13 protein-coding genes and 1 pseudogene are annotated in these 15,655 nt (G+C 56.9%); 5 read left to right on the plus strand and 9 right to left on the minus strand.

The window, feature by feature from the left end; genetic code table 11:
* Nucleotides 1-30: 30 nt before the first annotated feature.
* The 3 genes from PO860_RS07960 to PO860_RS07970 form a co-directional block, all read right to left on the minus strand.
* The gene (locus PO860_RS07960; RefSeq protein WP_272782689.1) at nt 31-297 is read right to left on the minus strand and encodes a DUF982 domain-containing protein; all 267 of its coding nucleotides are present in this window, start codon (nt 295-297) and stop codon (nt 31-33) included.
* A 132-nt stretch (nt 298-429) separates the two neighbouring features.
* Nucleotides 430-699, minus strand: a complete 270-nt coding sequence (locus PO860_RS07965; RefSeq protein ID WP_272782687.1) for a hypothetical protein — start codon at nt 697-699, stop codon at nt 430-432.
* A 178-nt stretch (nt 700-877) separates the two neighbouring features.
* Nucleotides 878-1,123 (minus strand): BON domain-containing protein, encoded by a 246-nt coding sequence (locus tag PO860_RS07970; protein ID WP_273885055.1) that lies wholly within the window; start codon nt 1,121-1,123, stop codon nt 878-880.
* Between the two features lie 266 nt (nt 1,124-1,389).
* On the opposite strand from PO860_RS07970, the gene PO860_RS07975 reads away from it, so the two are divergent.
* The 3 genes from PO860_RS07975 to PO860_RS07985 all read left to right on the plus strand — a co-directional run bounded on the left by PO860_RS07975 (nt 1,390) and on the right by PO860_RS07985 (nt 7,192).
* A complete protein-coding gene (locus PO860_RS07975; RefSeq protein ID WP_272782684.1) occupies nt 1,390-1,707 on the plus strand; it encodes a hypothetical protein in 318 nt (105 codons plus the stop codon).
* A 183-nt stretch (nt 1,708-1,890) separates the two neighbouring features.
* A complete protein-coding gene (locus PO860_RS07980; RefSeq protein ID WP_272782683.1) occupies nt 1,891-4,182 on the plus strand; it encodes an FdhF/YdeP family oxidoreductase in 2,292 nt (763 codons plus the stop codon).
* Nucleotides 4,183-4,330: 148 nt separating this feature from the next.
* Nucleotides 4,331-7,192: an ATP-binding protein gene (locus PO860_RS07985; protein ID WP_272782682.1), complete on the plus strand. Its 2,862-nt coding sequence runs from the start codon at nt 4,331-4,333 to the stop codon at nt 7,190-7,192.
* A 61-nt stretch (nt 7,193-7,253) separates the two neighbouring features.
* On the opposite strand, the gene PO860_RS07990 is transcribed toward PO860_RS07985, so the two are convergent.
* A complete protein-coding gene (locus PO860_RS07990; protein ID WP_272782681.1) occupies nt 7,254-8,783 on the minus strand; it encodes a cation:proton antiporter in 1,530 nt (509 codons plus the stop codon).
* Nucleotides 8,784-8,879: 96 nt separating this feature from the next.
* Between PO860_RS07990 and PO860_RS07995 the strand changes: the two genes are divergently transcribed.
* On the plus strand, nt 8,880-10,118 hold the full coding sequence (locus PO860_RS07995) for a flavin monoamine oxidase family protein (RefSeq protein ID WP_272782679.1): 1,239 nt from the start codon (nt 8,880-8,882) through the stop codon (nt 10,116-10,118).
* A gap of 119 nt (nt 10,119-10,237) precedes the next feature.
* On the plus strand, nt 10,238-10,414 hold the full coding sequence (locus PO860_RS08000; RefSeq protein WP_272782677.1) for a hypothetical protein: 177 nt from the start codon (nt 10,238-10,240) through the stop codon (nt 10,412-10,414).
* Between the two features lie 180 nt (nt 10,415-10,594).
* On the opposite strand, the gene PO860_RS08005 is transcribed toward PO860_RS08000, so the two are convergent.
* The 5 genes and pseudogenes from PO860_RS08005 to PO860_RS08025 all read right to left on the minus strand — a co-directional run bounded on the left by PO860_RS08005 (nt 10,595) and on the right by PO860_RS08025 (nt 15,618).
* Entirely contained in the window at nt 10,595-11,698 is a 1,104-nt protein-coding gene (locus PO860_RS08005; protein WP_272782676.1) for an NADH:flavin oxidoreductase/NADH oxidase, read from the minus strand.
* Between the two features lie 76 nt (nt 11,699-11,774).
* Nucleotides 11,775-13,004, minus strand: a complete 1,230-nt coding sequence (locus PO860_RS08010) for an MFS transporter (RefSeq protein WP_125850720.1) — start codon at nt 13,002-13,004, stop codon at nt 11,775-11,777.
* Between the two features lie 124 nt (nt 13,005-13,128).
* Entirely contained in the window at nt 13,129-13,428 is a 300-nt protein-coding gene (locus PO860_RS08015) for a putative quinol monooxygenase (RefSeq protein WP_126828447.1), read from the minus strand.
* A 484-nt stretch (nt 13,429-13,912) separates the two neighbouring features.
* Nucleotides 13,913-14,591: pseudogene (locus PO860_RS08020) on the minus strand (type 1 glutamine amidotransferase domain-containing protein).
* Between the two features lie 145 nt (nt 14,592-14,736).
* Nucleotides 14,737-15,618, minus strand: a complete 882-nt coding sequence (locus PO860_RS08025) for a helix-turn-helix domain-containing protein (RefSeq protein WP_272782673.1) — start codon at nt 15,616-15,618, stop codon at nt 14,737-14,739.
* Nucleotides 15,619-15,655: the final 37 nt, after the last annotated feature.

The following is a 15,655-nucleotide window of genomic DNA, read 5'->3' on the forward strand; positions in this document are numbered from 1 at the left end:
ACTCGCTACCACCCGTTTCTTTTCTCGTAGTCATCGGTGAACGACAGTCAGAGCAGCGATGCCGGCTTCATCGGCCGCACGTAGGAACGCGTCCCAAAATTGCTCCGGAGCGATCTGACCGCTGATCGCATCGACGCAAGCCTTCACCGCAGTGACATATTCTTCGCCGTCATCGGAAGGCCAGTCCTTGAGCAGCATATATGCGGCGTCACGGAGGGTGCGTACGATCCTATGAGCTGGCTGACCGCGCAGAGCCAGCCCGACGGGTGTGAATGCAGACGTTGCGTCCCAGTCCATTATCGTCGACCTCAGGGCAGGGATCGCAATCCCCGAGGGCTAATATACGCGTGTATTCGAAATTCGTAATTGACGATTGATTACCTGGAGTGACCGGGTGTGAAGGCATCCCCCTATTAGGGAGTGGGTGCTTCACCATTTCGCATCGTTCGAGACGATCTGAATTTCGGTAGATTGCGGGCGCGTTCGCGCTATGATGACTCGGTTGGTTTTGGGGCCAGCTTGGGAGATGTTGACGCTCTCTGCCTTTGTCTGCGGGTGTGTGAATTGGGCCTGCTCTCTGATTTCGCGATCGACAGTGACGATATCGAATTCCTCGAGGCGATCATCGTCGACGCATGTAATGAGCTGAAGATTTCTCCAGACCATCAGGGCTTCGTGACGCGTGTCGTAGACTTGCACTCGCAGGGCCCACTCCCGTGAGGAAATCCTTCGAAGGCTTAGGATGGAGTTCGCGAGTCACCCTGACCGTGGGCAGAAACACGCCATTGATCCATGAGGACTGCGGTAATTTGATCGAAGTGCCCGCCGCGCGGACTGTGCAATAGGAGCCAGTTCTGTCTTTCTTCCCTGTGTGTGGCTAGCTATCTGTCGTTGCGTCGCGGTCCTGCATCCTATCGTGCACGTTCTCCGGACCAGCGATCAAAGCTGCAATCGCCGTCGCCTTCTCCCGATCACCGTAGCCGGCCACATAGCCCTCCAACAGGACGCTTCTGCCCACCATGCTTACAGAGATGGACGAGCTTTCCAGTTCTGGTTCCGCGGACACAGCGGCCTGCACGCTCGCAAGCTGATCATAGGCTAGGCTTTCTGGCTCAAAGGTCATGGCAGTCCTCCTTCATGATATGAAGGAAACAGAGCGAAACCAATTTGGTTCGGAGCCGGGACTTAGGTCCGAGGGCGCTGTGGGCGGCTCCGCAGTCGACCTGGGAGTCCTTTCATGAGGCATTGGTTCGCCAATCTCGCTCAATATAGGTGTCTGCCGCCCTAGAGTAAGGTTTTAGTGGCGCTCGATAGTGCTAGCGTTTTTCGCGACCCTCTGCCGGTGCCCCCAGCGCGAGGATCTTATTCTCCGAAATAGCAAGAGTTGGTATGCTGATGTTGTTCTTTATCCTTTTTGTTTTGCCGTACATTGTGGGTTTTGTCGCGCTTGCGTTCTGGCGACAGGGATGGACGCTTATGGCGGCAACCGTCGCAATGATTGTTGTCTATTTCTTTTCCATAGGATCAGGGGATGGCCCAGGCGCATTCGCGGCGAATGCCCTTCCAGCTGTCCTCGCGGCTGGAATTGCAGCCGAGCTAGTAACCAGCATCATTGCCATGACGTCGACCTATCGACCTGGCTACATTGTAGCGGCAATGTTCCCTCTTGGATATATCGCCGGTTATTCGGTAATTCGGTACTTCTGAAATCCTCTCTCAGGCTAGAGCAGTGCTGCTATGGGCCGAGGTTTGTGATTGCGCGGGCAGTATTCAATTCCCGCGGATCATCCTCCAATATCGCTCGGATTCACTATGCCGCGGTATAATGTGCGTTACGTGTGATGTGCTGATAGAGTTCAAGCTTCAACTTATATTTGGCACGAGGATCCCGTGAAGGAAAAGCGACCAGAAGGCATTGAGCGCTACGACCATCCGGCCGGCGGCTGGGATGCGCTAAAAGCCGTAGCAAAGACCCTTGCCCATCAACAAATCATCGCGCAGGGCACACGAACGCTGCTAAAGGCCAACCAACCGGAGGGTTTCGATTGTCCAGGTTGTGCCTGGCCGGATCCCAAACACACCTCGTCGTTCGAATTTTGCGAAAACGGGGCCAAGGCAATCACCTGGGAGTCGACCGCCAAAAGGACGGATGCCTCTTTCTTCGAACAACACACCGTGGCGGCGCTGTGGGAATGGACAGACCACAAGTTAGAAGACGCTGGGAGGCTTACGCTTCCCTTGCACTATAATCGCGACACCGATCACTACGAACCGATTGCTTGGGAGACCGCGTTCGAATTGATCGCGAGTGAGCTTAATCATCTGGGCAGCCCTCACCAGGCGGAGTTCTACACGTCCGGAAGGGCCTCGAATGAATCGGCCTTCCTCTATCAGCTTTTCGTCCGCGCATTCGGGACTAACAACTTCCCTGATTGCTCCAATATGTGTCACGAGGCCACGAGCGTTGGGCTGCCGATGTCGATCGGTGTCGGCAAAGGTACGGTAACGCTGGAGGATTTCGATCATGCCGACGCCATCTTCAGTTTCGGACATAATCCCGGTACCAATCATCCCCGGATGATGTCGACACTGCATGAGGCCTCGCGTCGCGGCGTGCCAATCATAGTGTTCAACCCGCTCAAGGAACGTGCGCTCGAGCGATTCGCAGCACCTCAAGATCCGCTTGAGATGGCTACAATGTCATCGACGCGTATAGCCTCCGCTTATCATCAGGTCCGTGTCGGAGGTGACTTGGCAGCGTTGAAGGGGATCATGAAGGCGATTTTCGTTCGCGACGCCGAGGCGATTGCGGGCGGAGGCGAGGGGGTCTTGGATCGTGCCTTCATCGCGGAGCACACGGTTGGATTCGACGGACTCCGGGCGGACATAGAGTCGACGAGCTGGGCTGATATCGAATCAGTTAGCGGGCTCACCCGCCAAGCAATCGAAGGCGCAGCCGATGTCTACGTGAAGGCGAAAAACGTAATCGTCTGCTATGGGATGGGGCTGACTCAGCATGCCCACGGAACCGAAAACGTACAGCAGGTTGCCAACCTGCTCATGTTACGCGGCAACATCGGTCGGGAAGGCGCTGGGATCGCCCCGATCCGCGGCCACTCCAATGTTCAGGGTGACCGCACCGTTGGGATTACAGAGATCCCGACTGAGGCGCTGCTGGAGGGAATGGAGAAGGCTTTCGGCTTTAGGCCTAACGGCGAAAAGGGACACAACGCCATTGAGGCTGTTCATGCGATCGCGGAAGGGCGTTCGAAAGCGCTGATCTGCCTCGGTGGGAACCTGGCCGTCGCCATGTCGGACCAACTTGCGACGTTTCAGGCGATGCGTAAACTTGATCTCGCAGTGCATATTTCTACTAAGCTGAACCGATCGCATTTGCTTACAGCGCGAACGTCGTTGATACTTCCCTGCTTGGGTCGAACGGATCTCGATACGCAAGACTCGGGTCCCCAGGCCGTTACCGTGGAAGATTCGATGTCGATGGTTCACGCGTCGAGGGGCTTTCTAAAGCCGCCGGCGGAGATGTTGAAGTCGGAGCCGGCAATCATTGCCGGCATCGCCAAGGCCACACTTGGTGGGCGGTATTGGATCGACTGGGATGGGCTGATCGCGGATTACAGCCGGATCCGAGATAAAATTGAAGCTGTATTCCCGGAGTTTTTCGATTTTAACAAGCGAGTCCGAGTTCCGGGAGGGTTTCGTCTGGATGTGGCCGCATCATTCCGTCGGTGGAACACCGGCACCGGGAAAGCAAACTTCCTGGTCGCTCGAGGCCTCCTTGAAGATCCCTTATCGACACGGCCAGACGCTCTCCTTCTGACGACGATCCGAAGCCACGATCAATATAACACCACCGTTTACGGAATGGACGACCGGTATCGTGGGGTATTTGGCCGACGGGACGTACTTTTCATGAATCCGGTCGATTTGGCCGCGCTACACCTCAGTGACGGCGACCTCGTCGATATAAGGTGCCTCGTTGACGCGGAGGAACGAGATCGTAAAGTGCAGCGGCTTACCGCGGTTGCCTACGACATTCCATCGGGTTCTGTCGCCGGATATTATCCCGAGTTGAATGCTTTGGTGCCATTGAAGCACTTCGACCGCACCTCCGGAACGCCCTCCTACAAAGGAGTTCCGGTCGCAGTCGCCAGGGCGTGCTAACATCAGGCGGATGACTCCAGCGGTATTGTGCGGTATTGGTGCGAGGGGGCAGTCTCTTGCACATCAGGCCTTTGTTTGTCCGGTCTTCCCGTGAGACGTGTCCAATCGCTGCTTTCGCAAGCAGCTCTCCGTATTGCAGGAGAATTTGATGGCACCACGGCAACCGCCTGAGATGGTCACCTTCGGGCCTTTTCGCCTGCATCTCAAGCTCCGCCGTTTGTTCCACGACGAGGAAGAGGTGCGCCTTGGCAACCGAGCAATGGAATTGCTCATCGCACTGGCGCGTAAGAAAGGAGAGGTCGTAACAAAACGAGACCTGTTCGACGCGGCATGGCCAGGCATCTTCATTGAGGACGGCAATCTCAAGGTCACAATCGCCTCGCTGCGGCGAACCCTTCGAAAATACTCGGCGACAGGCAACTATATTAGGACGTTTTCAAACCGGGGTTATTGGCTTAGCGACGAAGCCGAGAGCGTTGCGTCTGATGAGGGTAACCCACAGAGCATCGCGAGCACACAGATTCCTCACTTAGGTAACGTCATTGGCCGAGCTGACGAAATCGCCGAGCTGTGCAAGACCGTCGGGGTCGGCCGGCTAACCAACATCGTCGGGGCAGGAGGCATAGGCAAAACAACGGTGGCTGTTGCTGTCGCCCGGCTTGTCGAAGAAGAGGTTTCTGTGACGTTTGTAGATCTGTCGCGGATTACCGATGAAGAATATGTCATACCTTCACTTGCGGCCGTCCTGGGCATCAATTCAGGTAGTCAAGACCGACTTGATGCCATTTCCTCAACCCTCGCCAAACGTGCAACCCTGCTGGTGTTAGATACCTGCGAGCATGTGAGCAATGCCGTGGCGCATCTATGCGACGTGGTACTCAAAAGAACCGAGAGCGTGAGGATCCTTTGCACAAGTCGACAAGCTCTGCGCGCCAAGCACGAGAAAGTCGTATGGCTAGCGCCCCTGGGGGTGCCACCGGCAGACGTAGCTCCCGCCGCGGAGAAAGTCCTGGCATATCCCGCTCCAAAGCTGCTAGTTGAACGGGCTTCGGAGGCGGGCGATTACAAACTGACGGACGGGGACGCAGGAACAGTCGCAGAGATCTGCCGGAGGCTTGACGGTCTGCCGCTTGCGATCGAACTTATCGCGCCCCGCCTGTTGGTCGAAGCGGCGGCCGATGTTCTCAGAGAACTAGACAACCGATTTGCTGGACTTACAGGCCGCGAGCTTGAGACCCCGCCGCGGCAGCGGACTCTTCTCGCCACGCTGGAGTGGAGTTATGCAATGCTCACCGAAACCGAGGCGGCCGTCCTCCGCGCCGCCTCGATATTCGCGCAACCATTCGAAGCCGGTGCACTTCTCCGTGTGATACATCACCACCAGTTTGATCCCGCCCTTGTCTTCGACGCCCTTGCGGGCCTTCGCTCGAAATCGGTGTTGAGCATCGAGCACGCATCCGACGAGATGCGCTATCGCCTTCTGGACAGCACACGAGCATTTGCTGCCAGCCTGCTCGAGACTTCAGGGGAAGTTGAACAAGTTTCGGCGGCATACGCTCGCTATGTTCTAGAGGTGTTTGAGAAGTCCATAACCGAGAGGGCACGACTCCCGGCTCAAAAGTGGTACGCGACCTATGCAACCCGCGCAGAAGAATTGCGCAAGGCCATCACCTGGGCTCTCAATCAGAATGGTGACACGTTGCTCGGGCTGAGGCTCGTGGCGATCGGCCTTCCCCTTTGGCATGAACTTTCCATGATCGAAGACGCAAGAAGGAACTGCGAAGAGGCTCTTGCAGCGTATGACCGGATATCTTGCTCAGAGCGCGCGCTCCAGCTGAAGCTCCTCCTGGGGCTGGCCGCGGTCACCAGATTTATCTCGACTGATACCGATAAGGCCATTGCCACCTTCGAGAAAGCTATAAAGCTGTCGCGTGATGTCGGTGACAAAGACGCTGAGTGCCAGGGACTTGTGGCGCTGGCTAGCTATCGACTTTTGCCAGGATATCGAACGGCAGCGCAGGAGACACTTGCGCAGCTGAAGAACGCCGCGATGCAAAGCGGTAACCGCCCGGCTCTGTGGGAGCACGAGACCCTTCTCGCCGAGATGGATGTTATCCAGAGCGACTACCCGGCGGTTATCGCTCGACTTGAACGGCTCCGTGAGCAAATACGGAACGCTTCGGATGGGACCGCGTCTCGCTTTGACGCCGATATTCGGATCAGGACCGAAAACACCTTGGGTGCGGCTCAATGGCTCGGCTCGCAGAGGCCGGGAACCGGATTACGTCGGGTCCAGACCGCAGCCCATTGGGCATTGGAGGCACATCATGGTTGGACGCTGATATACTGCTTCACTCGCGGTATTCTCTTCATACTCAGCGAATGCCGCGACTATGCACTCGGCGGGCAGTGTCTCGCCAAATTGAGGGAGGCCATCGACAGGTATGAGGTGCCAACCTGGACCCCGGTTGCCGTCTGTTATGCGGAAGCCTTCGACGCACTTTCAGGGTCAAGAAGAGATCCTGATGCGATCATGCGGGCGTTCGATCAACTCCGCACTGGCCTCCCTCAGCACGGCAGGCATGTCTACTACGCGCTTCTAACGAGAGCGCTTCACGCGATCGGATGCGTGGATGAAGCGGCTCGCATTCTGAATTACGTCTTCGAGATCGGCCCGCAACGCTCAATGCTTCCCGAATTGCTTCGTCTCAAGGCAATCGAAGAACGGTCGAAAGGTCGCGATGACGATGCACATTCAACTCTGTCGCGGGCTCTGGCGATTGCGGAAGACCATGGTTCTTGGGCTTGGCGGCTACGGGCCGCGACGGACCTCGCCTCGCTTCTCCTGGAAAAGTTTCAGATTAATGATGCGAAAACAGTGCTCGAGCCGGTATATGGCCAATTCCTTGACGGTTTTGTCACGCCCGATCTGCAGCGTGCAAACAAAGTGCTTGATGATCTCAACAGCTCAGATCTCATGAGTACTGTGGGAGTCGCGGCTTCTCGATAACCGCTGATTACGGCTGCTCGAAAATGGCGACCAGCAGGAGCCTCAACGAGAGACTTTCCCTTTAGCTTTCCGTTATCCGCCTTTCTTTCTCGGACTCGGCCGCCAGCTGCTGCCAGTCCAGGTCCTCTTGCAATTCCAGATATTGCGTCGCGCCGATGAGATCGGCGTCTCTAAGTTCATCGAGGCGCTGGCGCTGCGCTAGGGTCGCAGCGCGCAATAGCTCGCGGCGTCGATCGTCCGACAGGCCGCCGGGGTCCGCTGCGGTCTTGGCATACTGAGCTATGAGTGCTGCTGCTTCGGGTCCTTCTTCTGAGGCCAACCTTGCGACCGCAGCTTCAGCAAGGCCGGCTCTAGCCACATCGGTCTCCTTTCGGACTGCCGTCTGGCGGCCTAGCTGGAGAAGGTGGATCATCGGAGCCAGCGTCCCCCCTTGGATGACAAGCGTCGCAAGCACAACGGCAAACGCCGCGAGTACTACCAAGTTGCGCTCGGGGAAATCTGATGGGAGAGCGAAGGCAGTCGCAAGAGTGACGAGGCCACGCATCCCGGCCCACCCCACAAGCATAGTCTCTCCATGTCGGAATGGTGCGAGGTAACCGCCTCTTTTGTGTCGGTACACGACTACCGCATGAAAGAGAAAAGCAATCGCCATTCTGCAAACCATCACGCTGATGACGACAATCGTGGCGAAGCCGACCGCGCGGGCTAGCTCATCAGGAGACATTGTCTGAACGATGCTTTTCGCCTGCAGGCCCATCAGCAAGAACGCTACCACATTCAGGAGAAAAACCACGGTCGTCCATACGGCAAACGAATGGACGCGCATCCGGGGGGAGTCGTTGACAGTCGCCAAAGTGGCGATAGTCATAGCACTTGATACGGTAGCCAATACCGCCGACAGATGCAGTCTCTCGGCGATTAACCAGGTTGCGAACGCGTAAACGAACTGGAGAAGCGTCCCGCCTACCGTGTTTTCCGTAAGTGGCCTGAGTCTGGAAAGAAGATAACCGAATGCGATACCGAAAAGTATCCCACCCGGTGCCGCGATCGCAATCTTGATAACGGTCGCCGACCCTAGCCCGCCACTGGCATGGACGTTCAGAGCCGCGCTGAACAGCAAAAGGGCGGTCGCGTCGTTGAACAGGCTCTCGCCCTTGAGCAGCGTATCCACCCTGCGATCGACGGGTAGTCCTGACAGAACGGCGGTTGCCGCCGCAGCGTCCGGAGGAGCGACGATCGCGCCAAGAGTGACGGCAACCGCTAGGGGGAGGCCGGCGGTCATCGTGCCGATAGCAACGACGATACCCGTGGTAGCGAGAACGGCTACTACGGCGTAAACAAAGATCGGCAGGAGCATGCGCCTCGCAGCGCCGATAGGAAAGTCATAGGCGGAGTCGACGAGGACAGGCGCGATAAAAAGCGCCAACGCTGTATGGGGATCAATCGGGATGTTAGGTGCTTCGGGAACCATCGCGACCGCTACGCCAGCCGCGGCAAGGATGCCTGGATAGGGCAGGTGGACTCGCCTCGTGATCTGCAACAGAAATACGGCGACTGCCAGAAGCGCCACTAGGGTTTCGAAAAAGCTCATGATGTACCATAACAAAGATCTGTAGGCGTTATAGTCTCGGTAGCCCGAGTCATAAGCATCCGGCGGCCAATTTCACCAAAATTAACGGAGCGCGTTATGGACTTCGAGGTGGCAATAATCGGCGCTGGGGCAGCTGGTATTTCCGCGGCCCGTATGCTGACCTCGCTGGGTCGAAAGGTAGTTGTCATTGAAGCAAGCAGCCGCGTCGGCGGCCGAGCCTGGACCAACGAGATCTATGGTCTCCCACTCGACATGGGTTGTGGCTGGTTACATTCTGGTGAACGCAATCCGCTGGTCGATATGGCAAGGGCTGAAGGCTTCGATGTCGTAGAAGGTCGCACCGCTTGGCAGGATCAATGGCGGGACCTCGGATTTGCTCCCGATGATCGAAAAGCTGCCCTTGAGGCTTGGGCGGGAATGTCTAAACAGATGGAAAGAGACCCACCGGCCTCTGACCGAGCTTCGGATGCCCTTGACCCAGCTGGGAAGTGGAACGCTTACTGTCAGTCTCTAAGCGGATATCTCAACGGTGCGCCGCTCGATAGCCTCTCAGTCGAGGATTTCCTTGCCTACGACAAGGCCGCGACCCAGTCAAACTTGCGGGTGCGTGAAGGATATGGAACGTTGTTGGTAAGGAGTATGCCGCCTGTTCCTCTCTATTTATCTTGCGCTGCCAGGAAGGTGCGGCAAACCCGAACCGGCGTCAGGATAGAGACCGATCGCGGAACAGTTGATTCCCGGGCGGTAATCGTGACTGTCTCGACAGCCGTGCTTGCCAGAGCCCTTATCGAATTCGATGCGGAAATGGACGACCACCTGCATGCGGCTGGGAACCTGCCGCTTGGCCTGGCGGACAAACTTTTCTTCCACCTTGAAGGCAATCATGGTCTGGAGGCGGAAACTCATCTTCTGGGCAATCCCGCAAACGACAAAACGGGCAGTTACTACATCCGACCGCTTGGTCGCCCGATCGTTGAGGGATTTTTTGGCGGCCCTGGCGCGATCGCGATCGAAGACGCTGGAGTTCTCGAAGCTTTCACCTTTGCCATCGAGGAGTTGACGGCGCTGCTCGGTGGTAAAATTGAAAAATACCTCAAGCCAATTTCGTCCTCTTCATGGTGCAACGTTGAATGGATCCACGGCTCATACAGCCATGCATTGCCCGGCTGCGCTCGAGACCGCGAGACATTGGCAAAACCAGTGAGCGAGCGACTGTTTTTTGCAGGCGAGGCGACAAGTCGTTTCGACTTCTCTACAGCTCACGGTGCATGGGAGAGTGGCATCAGGGCAGTTCAAGAATTCGCGGCGTGCTATCCTAAAGCAGTCGCTCCCTAGTGGGCAGGACTGACCGCATAGCGAATAAGGTTGGCTTTCAAGATTTCGACATTTTCTTCTAAACCCGAACCCCGATCCGCTCCGAGGCTTCGCTAATTTGCGGCAACGCGGCCAGCGGCGTGCTCAGCGTCGACGGCCGCAGCGGCCACCGACCTTTGGAGACCTACGCCTTCTGCGAAGACGAAGCCCGGCTGACGATGCCAATTGCCGTTTTCAAGATCACCAACAGAAATGGCGTCCATGCGCCCGCCGACCATTGCCAATCACTCCTCAACAAGAACGGCTTGGGTCTCTGACTTGGCCTGATCTATAAAATGGAGCCTTCCCGGACAGCTCTGAGTGGGATGCACCCGTGAGTGTTAGCTTTCATTCGTCCGAGAAAATGTCCCCGCGCCATTTTCTGCATAATCCCGGAATCTGCAATGACGGGGCATCCTGAGTTCCTTTCTGCGTTGATGTTACCGTGGAGCTGCGTGTTATTCCGTCTCAAAAAGACCGCGATACCGATTGGGCTGCGAGCGAAGGTATTGGTTTGGTACACGAATTTTACCACCCAGCTCCGCTGCAGCGTGCCACGGCCAGTTCGGATCGAATAGGATAGTTCTTGCCAAGGCTACCATGTCGGCGTCACCAGTCCCGACGATCGCTTCGGCTTGATCGTAGCCGGTGATCAAGCCAACCGCGACCACGGGAACGTGGACGACCTTCCGCACCTCTCGAGCCAACGGGACCTGGTAGCTAGGCCCTACTGCGATCTTCTGGGCGGGATGGAGGCCTCCACTGGACACATGTATCGCGCCAGCGCCATGCTTTTCGAGTTCTTGTGCGAAAACAAGCGACTCTTCAAGCGTCAGGCCACCCTGAACCCAATCCGTTGCAGAGATACGCACTGAAACCGGCTTCTCACGGAATGCTGCGCTGACCGTATCGAAAACTTCTAAGGGAAAGCGCATTCGGTTCTCGAGGCTCCCGCCATATTCGTCCGTGCGTTGGTTGGCTAACGGTGACAAAAACTGATGGAGTAGATAACCGTGCGCGGCGTGAAGTTGCACGATGTCGATACCGAGTTTGTCGGCTCGCGCCGCGGCAGCTCCAAATGCATCGCGAACGCGTTTCAGTCGCTCTTTATCCAAAGCGACGGGCGGTTGTTGATCAGCGTTGTAGGAGATCGCCGACGGGCCGTATGTTTGCCAACCGAGTCCGTCAGTTGGAGCAAACTGGCCGCCACCTTTCCAGGGAACTTCGGTCGACGCCTTCCTGCCGGCGTGACTGAGCTGAATCGCGATAGGCATGTCCGACCACCGCCGGATGCTCTCGAGCGTCAAGCTCATAGCCGCGTAATTCTGATCGCTGTAGAGGCCGAGATCTCCATAGGTAATCCGTCCTTCCGGGAGAACTGCAGTTGCCTCGATCGTCAAGAGCGCTGCGCCTGAGAGGGAAAGCTTGCCCAGATGTATCAAGTGCCATTCGTTCATGTTCCCTTCTTCGGCGGAGTACTGACACATCGGCGCGATGACGATCCGATTGGCCAATGTGAGGCCCTTGATTTCAATGGGCGTGAAAAGCTTTGGCTTGGACATTGTTGCTGCTCCCAACACGGCTTCCTGTTGCCGTACGTTTGTCCTTATGCGCTAAGGTACCACGATGTGTGACGGTCTAGGCGGCTGCCAGATTAGGACGGCGAGTGAGCGTCATGGTGAAGATGACGAGACCGGTGAGCGTGAGGCAAAACCCCGCCCAAGCGGAGGAGAGAATGCCAAAGCCGCTCGCAATCGCGAAGCCACCCGACCATGCCCCGATCGCATTGGACAGGTTGAGTGCCGCCAAATTCATCGCGCCTACAAGGGTGGGCGCCTCGGGAGCGAATTTAGTCAGTCTGACCTGGATAGTCGGTATCGCGGTGAACATTGTTGCGCCGACCAGGAAGAAACCGGCGAATAGGACGGGAAGCTTGAACCCGAAAGTCGCCAGTGCTGCGAGTACGACGACTGCTACGCCAAATCCGAGCAGGAGACCACGTGCCGGATACGTGTCGGCGAGACGACCGCCAAGAAAATTGCCTGCAGTCATCCCGAGTCCGAAAACTGTAAGTGCAATCGGGATCCATCCTGCTTCCAGCATGGCGACATCCGTGATTAACGGTCCTACGAAAGTGTAGATCGCAAATATGCTCGCAACGCCGAGAGCGGCGACGAGCATGGTCATCCATACTGCTCCTTTACGCAGAGCGCTAAGCTCCTGTATGACGGAGCTACCGTTCAGAGCGTGGGTTTTCGGCACGAACGCCATTAGCGCCAGGAACGATAGCGCGCCGAGGCCCGACACCGCAAAGTAGGTGTTTCGCCAGCCGATGGTCTGGCCGAGGAACGTCGCGAGGGGGGAGCCGACGATGGTCGCCACGGTCAGTCCCATCATCACCAGAGCAAAGGCCTTGCCGGTATGGCCAGGGCCGTAGACGTAGGTGGCTACAACGGCTCCTGCCCCGAAATATGCACCTTGGGGCATGCCGCTGATGAAACGAGCGAGTACGAACATCTCCAAGTTGGCCGCCAGCGCGGACAGGATATTCCCCAATACGAACTGCGCCATGAGCATGAGAAGCAGGGTGCGACGGTTTAATCGTGCAGCCGCTAGCGTGACAAGTGGTGCGCCGATGACCACTCCGAAAGCGTAGGCAGTCACGGCGTTCGTCGCAGTAGGAATGCTTATCCCCAGGCTTTCGGAAAACAGTTGGAGGATACCCATGCTGGCGAATTCGGAGGTGCCAATGCAGAAACTGCCCAAAGCCAGCGACAGCAGTGTCAGGCGGCATCGCCCGCGCTCCACGGGATCGGAGGAATGAACGTTAACCGCGGCGCATTGAGCGTGATAGGCTTTGTCGAGCATCGGTCGCATCCTTAATGGGGTGGGAAAAGTGTTTCGGACCCGTCCCTGTAACTGGATGCGTTATCTTCACGCCGGATATCGATCGAGTGTAATTAAGCGTTGTAAAATGCAGTGAATCTCATGCTCATAGGTCAGTCACGTCGACGGCTGTCACGGTATAAACGGATCGATCCGCGAGTTCGCCGATCTTGCCCACGTAGTTTTGAAAATGAGGAGTTTCACGATGAGAGGAGTTGGCCTCCGCGTCGATGTACATCTCGTCAAGGATGAAACGGCTCGGCTCCGCGGCGTCTCGCCAAAGATCATAGCGCAAGTTACCTTTCTCTCCCCGCGAAGGCGCAGCCATGCCTCTTAGCAAGTCTTCCAATTCTACTTCTTTCCCGGATTTTGCCGTAAGAACCGCGTAAACTTTGACGTTTGTCATATGGTGTCCTTTGATCCGACCGCCCACCCATCACGGATGCGACGACAACCGACAGACACACTATCCGGTCGACTTGAGAGGCGTGCGTAAAACACGGTAAAAAAGCGTTAAACGATACCGGCTTCAAGAGTTACGTCGATAGAAGCCGCTGGGCCAAACCCCGGCCTAACGTCTTCTTCGGCGAGACGACGATGGAAGCGTACGACGCGAGCTGCTGAAGCCAACCGCAGTCGAAGAACTGGAGACGGGGCCTTACGATAACAGGGCCGTCGTTTCTAATCCGTTCAACCGCAAAAAGAATGACATGGGTTCAGGTTTCGGCTCTTATTCAAGACCTTTGGAAACCGTCGGCTGCCAGTGCGGGCAACATCCAAAAGTCACGGATCCGCCTCTTCTCGGTTGTTGCGCTTGGCGCGGAACAGCGGCTGTCTCTTCGATAGGATTGCACTACGCAGCTCACGCAATTGACTGCTCCGACCGCTTTTCATTCGGTTCGCAACGCAATCAGAAGGGTGATCGCTGCGGTCCTCGACGACGAAGGATTCTGGCCGGTCACCAGAAGGCCATCGCGAATGACATAGCTGTTGAAGTCCTCCGCAGCCGAAAACTTCGCTCCTTGGCTCTTGAGCAGATCCTCCAAAAGGAAAGGCACCACCTCCCTGAACTGCATCACGGACTCCTCAGAGTTCGTGAAGCCGGTCACCTCGAGTCCCATGGTTATTGGTCGGTCATCCGGGGTCCTGACGTTGGTGAGAATGCCTGGAGCATGAGACACCAGCGCAACCGGCTTGCTCGTCGCCAGCATCGTCTCGATCAAGGACAGCGCGTCGGGATCATTCGTCAGGTCCCAGAGCGCACCGTAGCCGCCTGAGAAAAACACTGCGTCAAACTGCGGCGATCGACGACAGCCGACGCGTGGCTTTCAGCGACGCCATGGCGGACGCATCGTTTTCGAATCGCCGCGCATCATCCGTCTGATAGGCGGCTTCGCAACTCCTGGGGTCGAGCGACGGAAAACCGCCCTTCGGTGAGGCTAACGTGATATCGACGCCGGCTTCTCGGAACAGGAGGTACGGTGCAGCAAGCTCTTCCAACCAGAAGCCCGTTTTCTTGCCCGTGTCGCCAAGTTGGTCGTGCGATGTCAAAACGATTGCAATCTTCACAGTGCCACCTCCTGCTCAGCTGCGGCACCACTCTATCTTGCTGGACTAGCTTCGCACGGTCACTGCGTGCTGCACATTATTCCGTCTGTGCGCAGTTGAGGTCCTTTGCGGCACACGCCGTGATAACCGGTCGATCAGTAGTGCATCACTGGCGGGACATGCGCCTGAACTCGCCCGGTGTCATCCCGCCGACGCGTTTGAAGGACCGGACGAAATTTGACTCAGACGAGAAGCCGCAATCGAATGCGATCTGGGCGATCGAAAGGCCGGCCGCGAGTCGTACCTTGGCCATTTCCAGCCGACGGTGACCGACGAAGGTGCTGGGCGACTGGCCGGTTGCAATCTTGAACATGCGCGAGAAATGGAAGCGGCTCAGCGAGGCCACAGCTGCCAGATCGTCTAAGGTAATCGGTTCTGCGAGATTAGCATCGATATAGTCAATCACGCGTTGGAGGCGCCTTGAGTCGAGACCTGGTGATGCGATTGCGCTGCGCGCAGGGTCAATCCCAAAACCCGCGTGACTATTCAGGAGCCTCAGAGCTAACGCGTCCGAGAGGGCTTCGACGAGCAAACTCCCGCCCCAGGTCTCGCAAGTTAGTTCCCTGACGAATTCCGTCGCGATGCACTCGATGAGCGGGTCACGAAAGCCGGCATGATAGTCGATAGAAGGCGATGACGCATCGCTGCGGAGCGTTCCGGCGAGATTTGATAAAAATGGTGCAGGCAGATAGATGTGTACCATCTCGTCTATGGTACGAGAGATCGATTTAAAGTCCTCTCGTATCCCGGAGGGGCTTAATCCGATCGTTCCCGGCGCCCCTACGATCCGTTCACGCACACCCTCGGCCTGACGGGTTACCACCGTCGTTCCGCGCATGACGACACAGATCTCGTTTACGTCGATTGTACCAGGTGGCCTCTCGCCCGCGGGATGGAAGCGAAGTTCGGCCTGGACACCCTGCCAGCGCCTACCGGAGGAACTCAGGATCACGCGTCCTCTGGCATAAGAGGCAGGCAGCTTATTCATGCTTCGCACCCTCATCATCACGGTAGCGCATACGATC

The organism is Rhizobium binxianense (genome assembly GCF_028994275.1).
Taxonomy (GTDB): domain Bacteria; phylum Pseudomonadota; class Alphaproteobacteria; order Rhizobiales; family Rhizobiaceae; genus Rhizobium; species Rhizobium binxianense.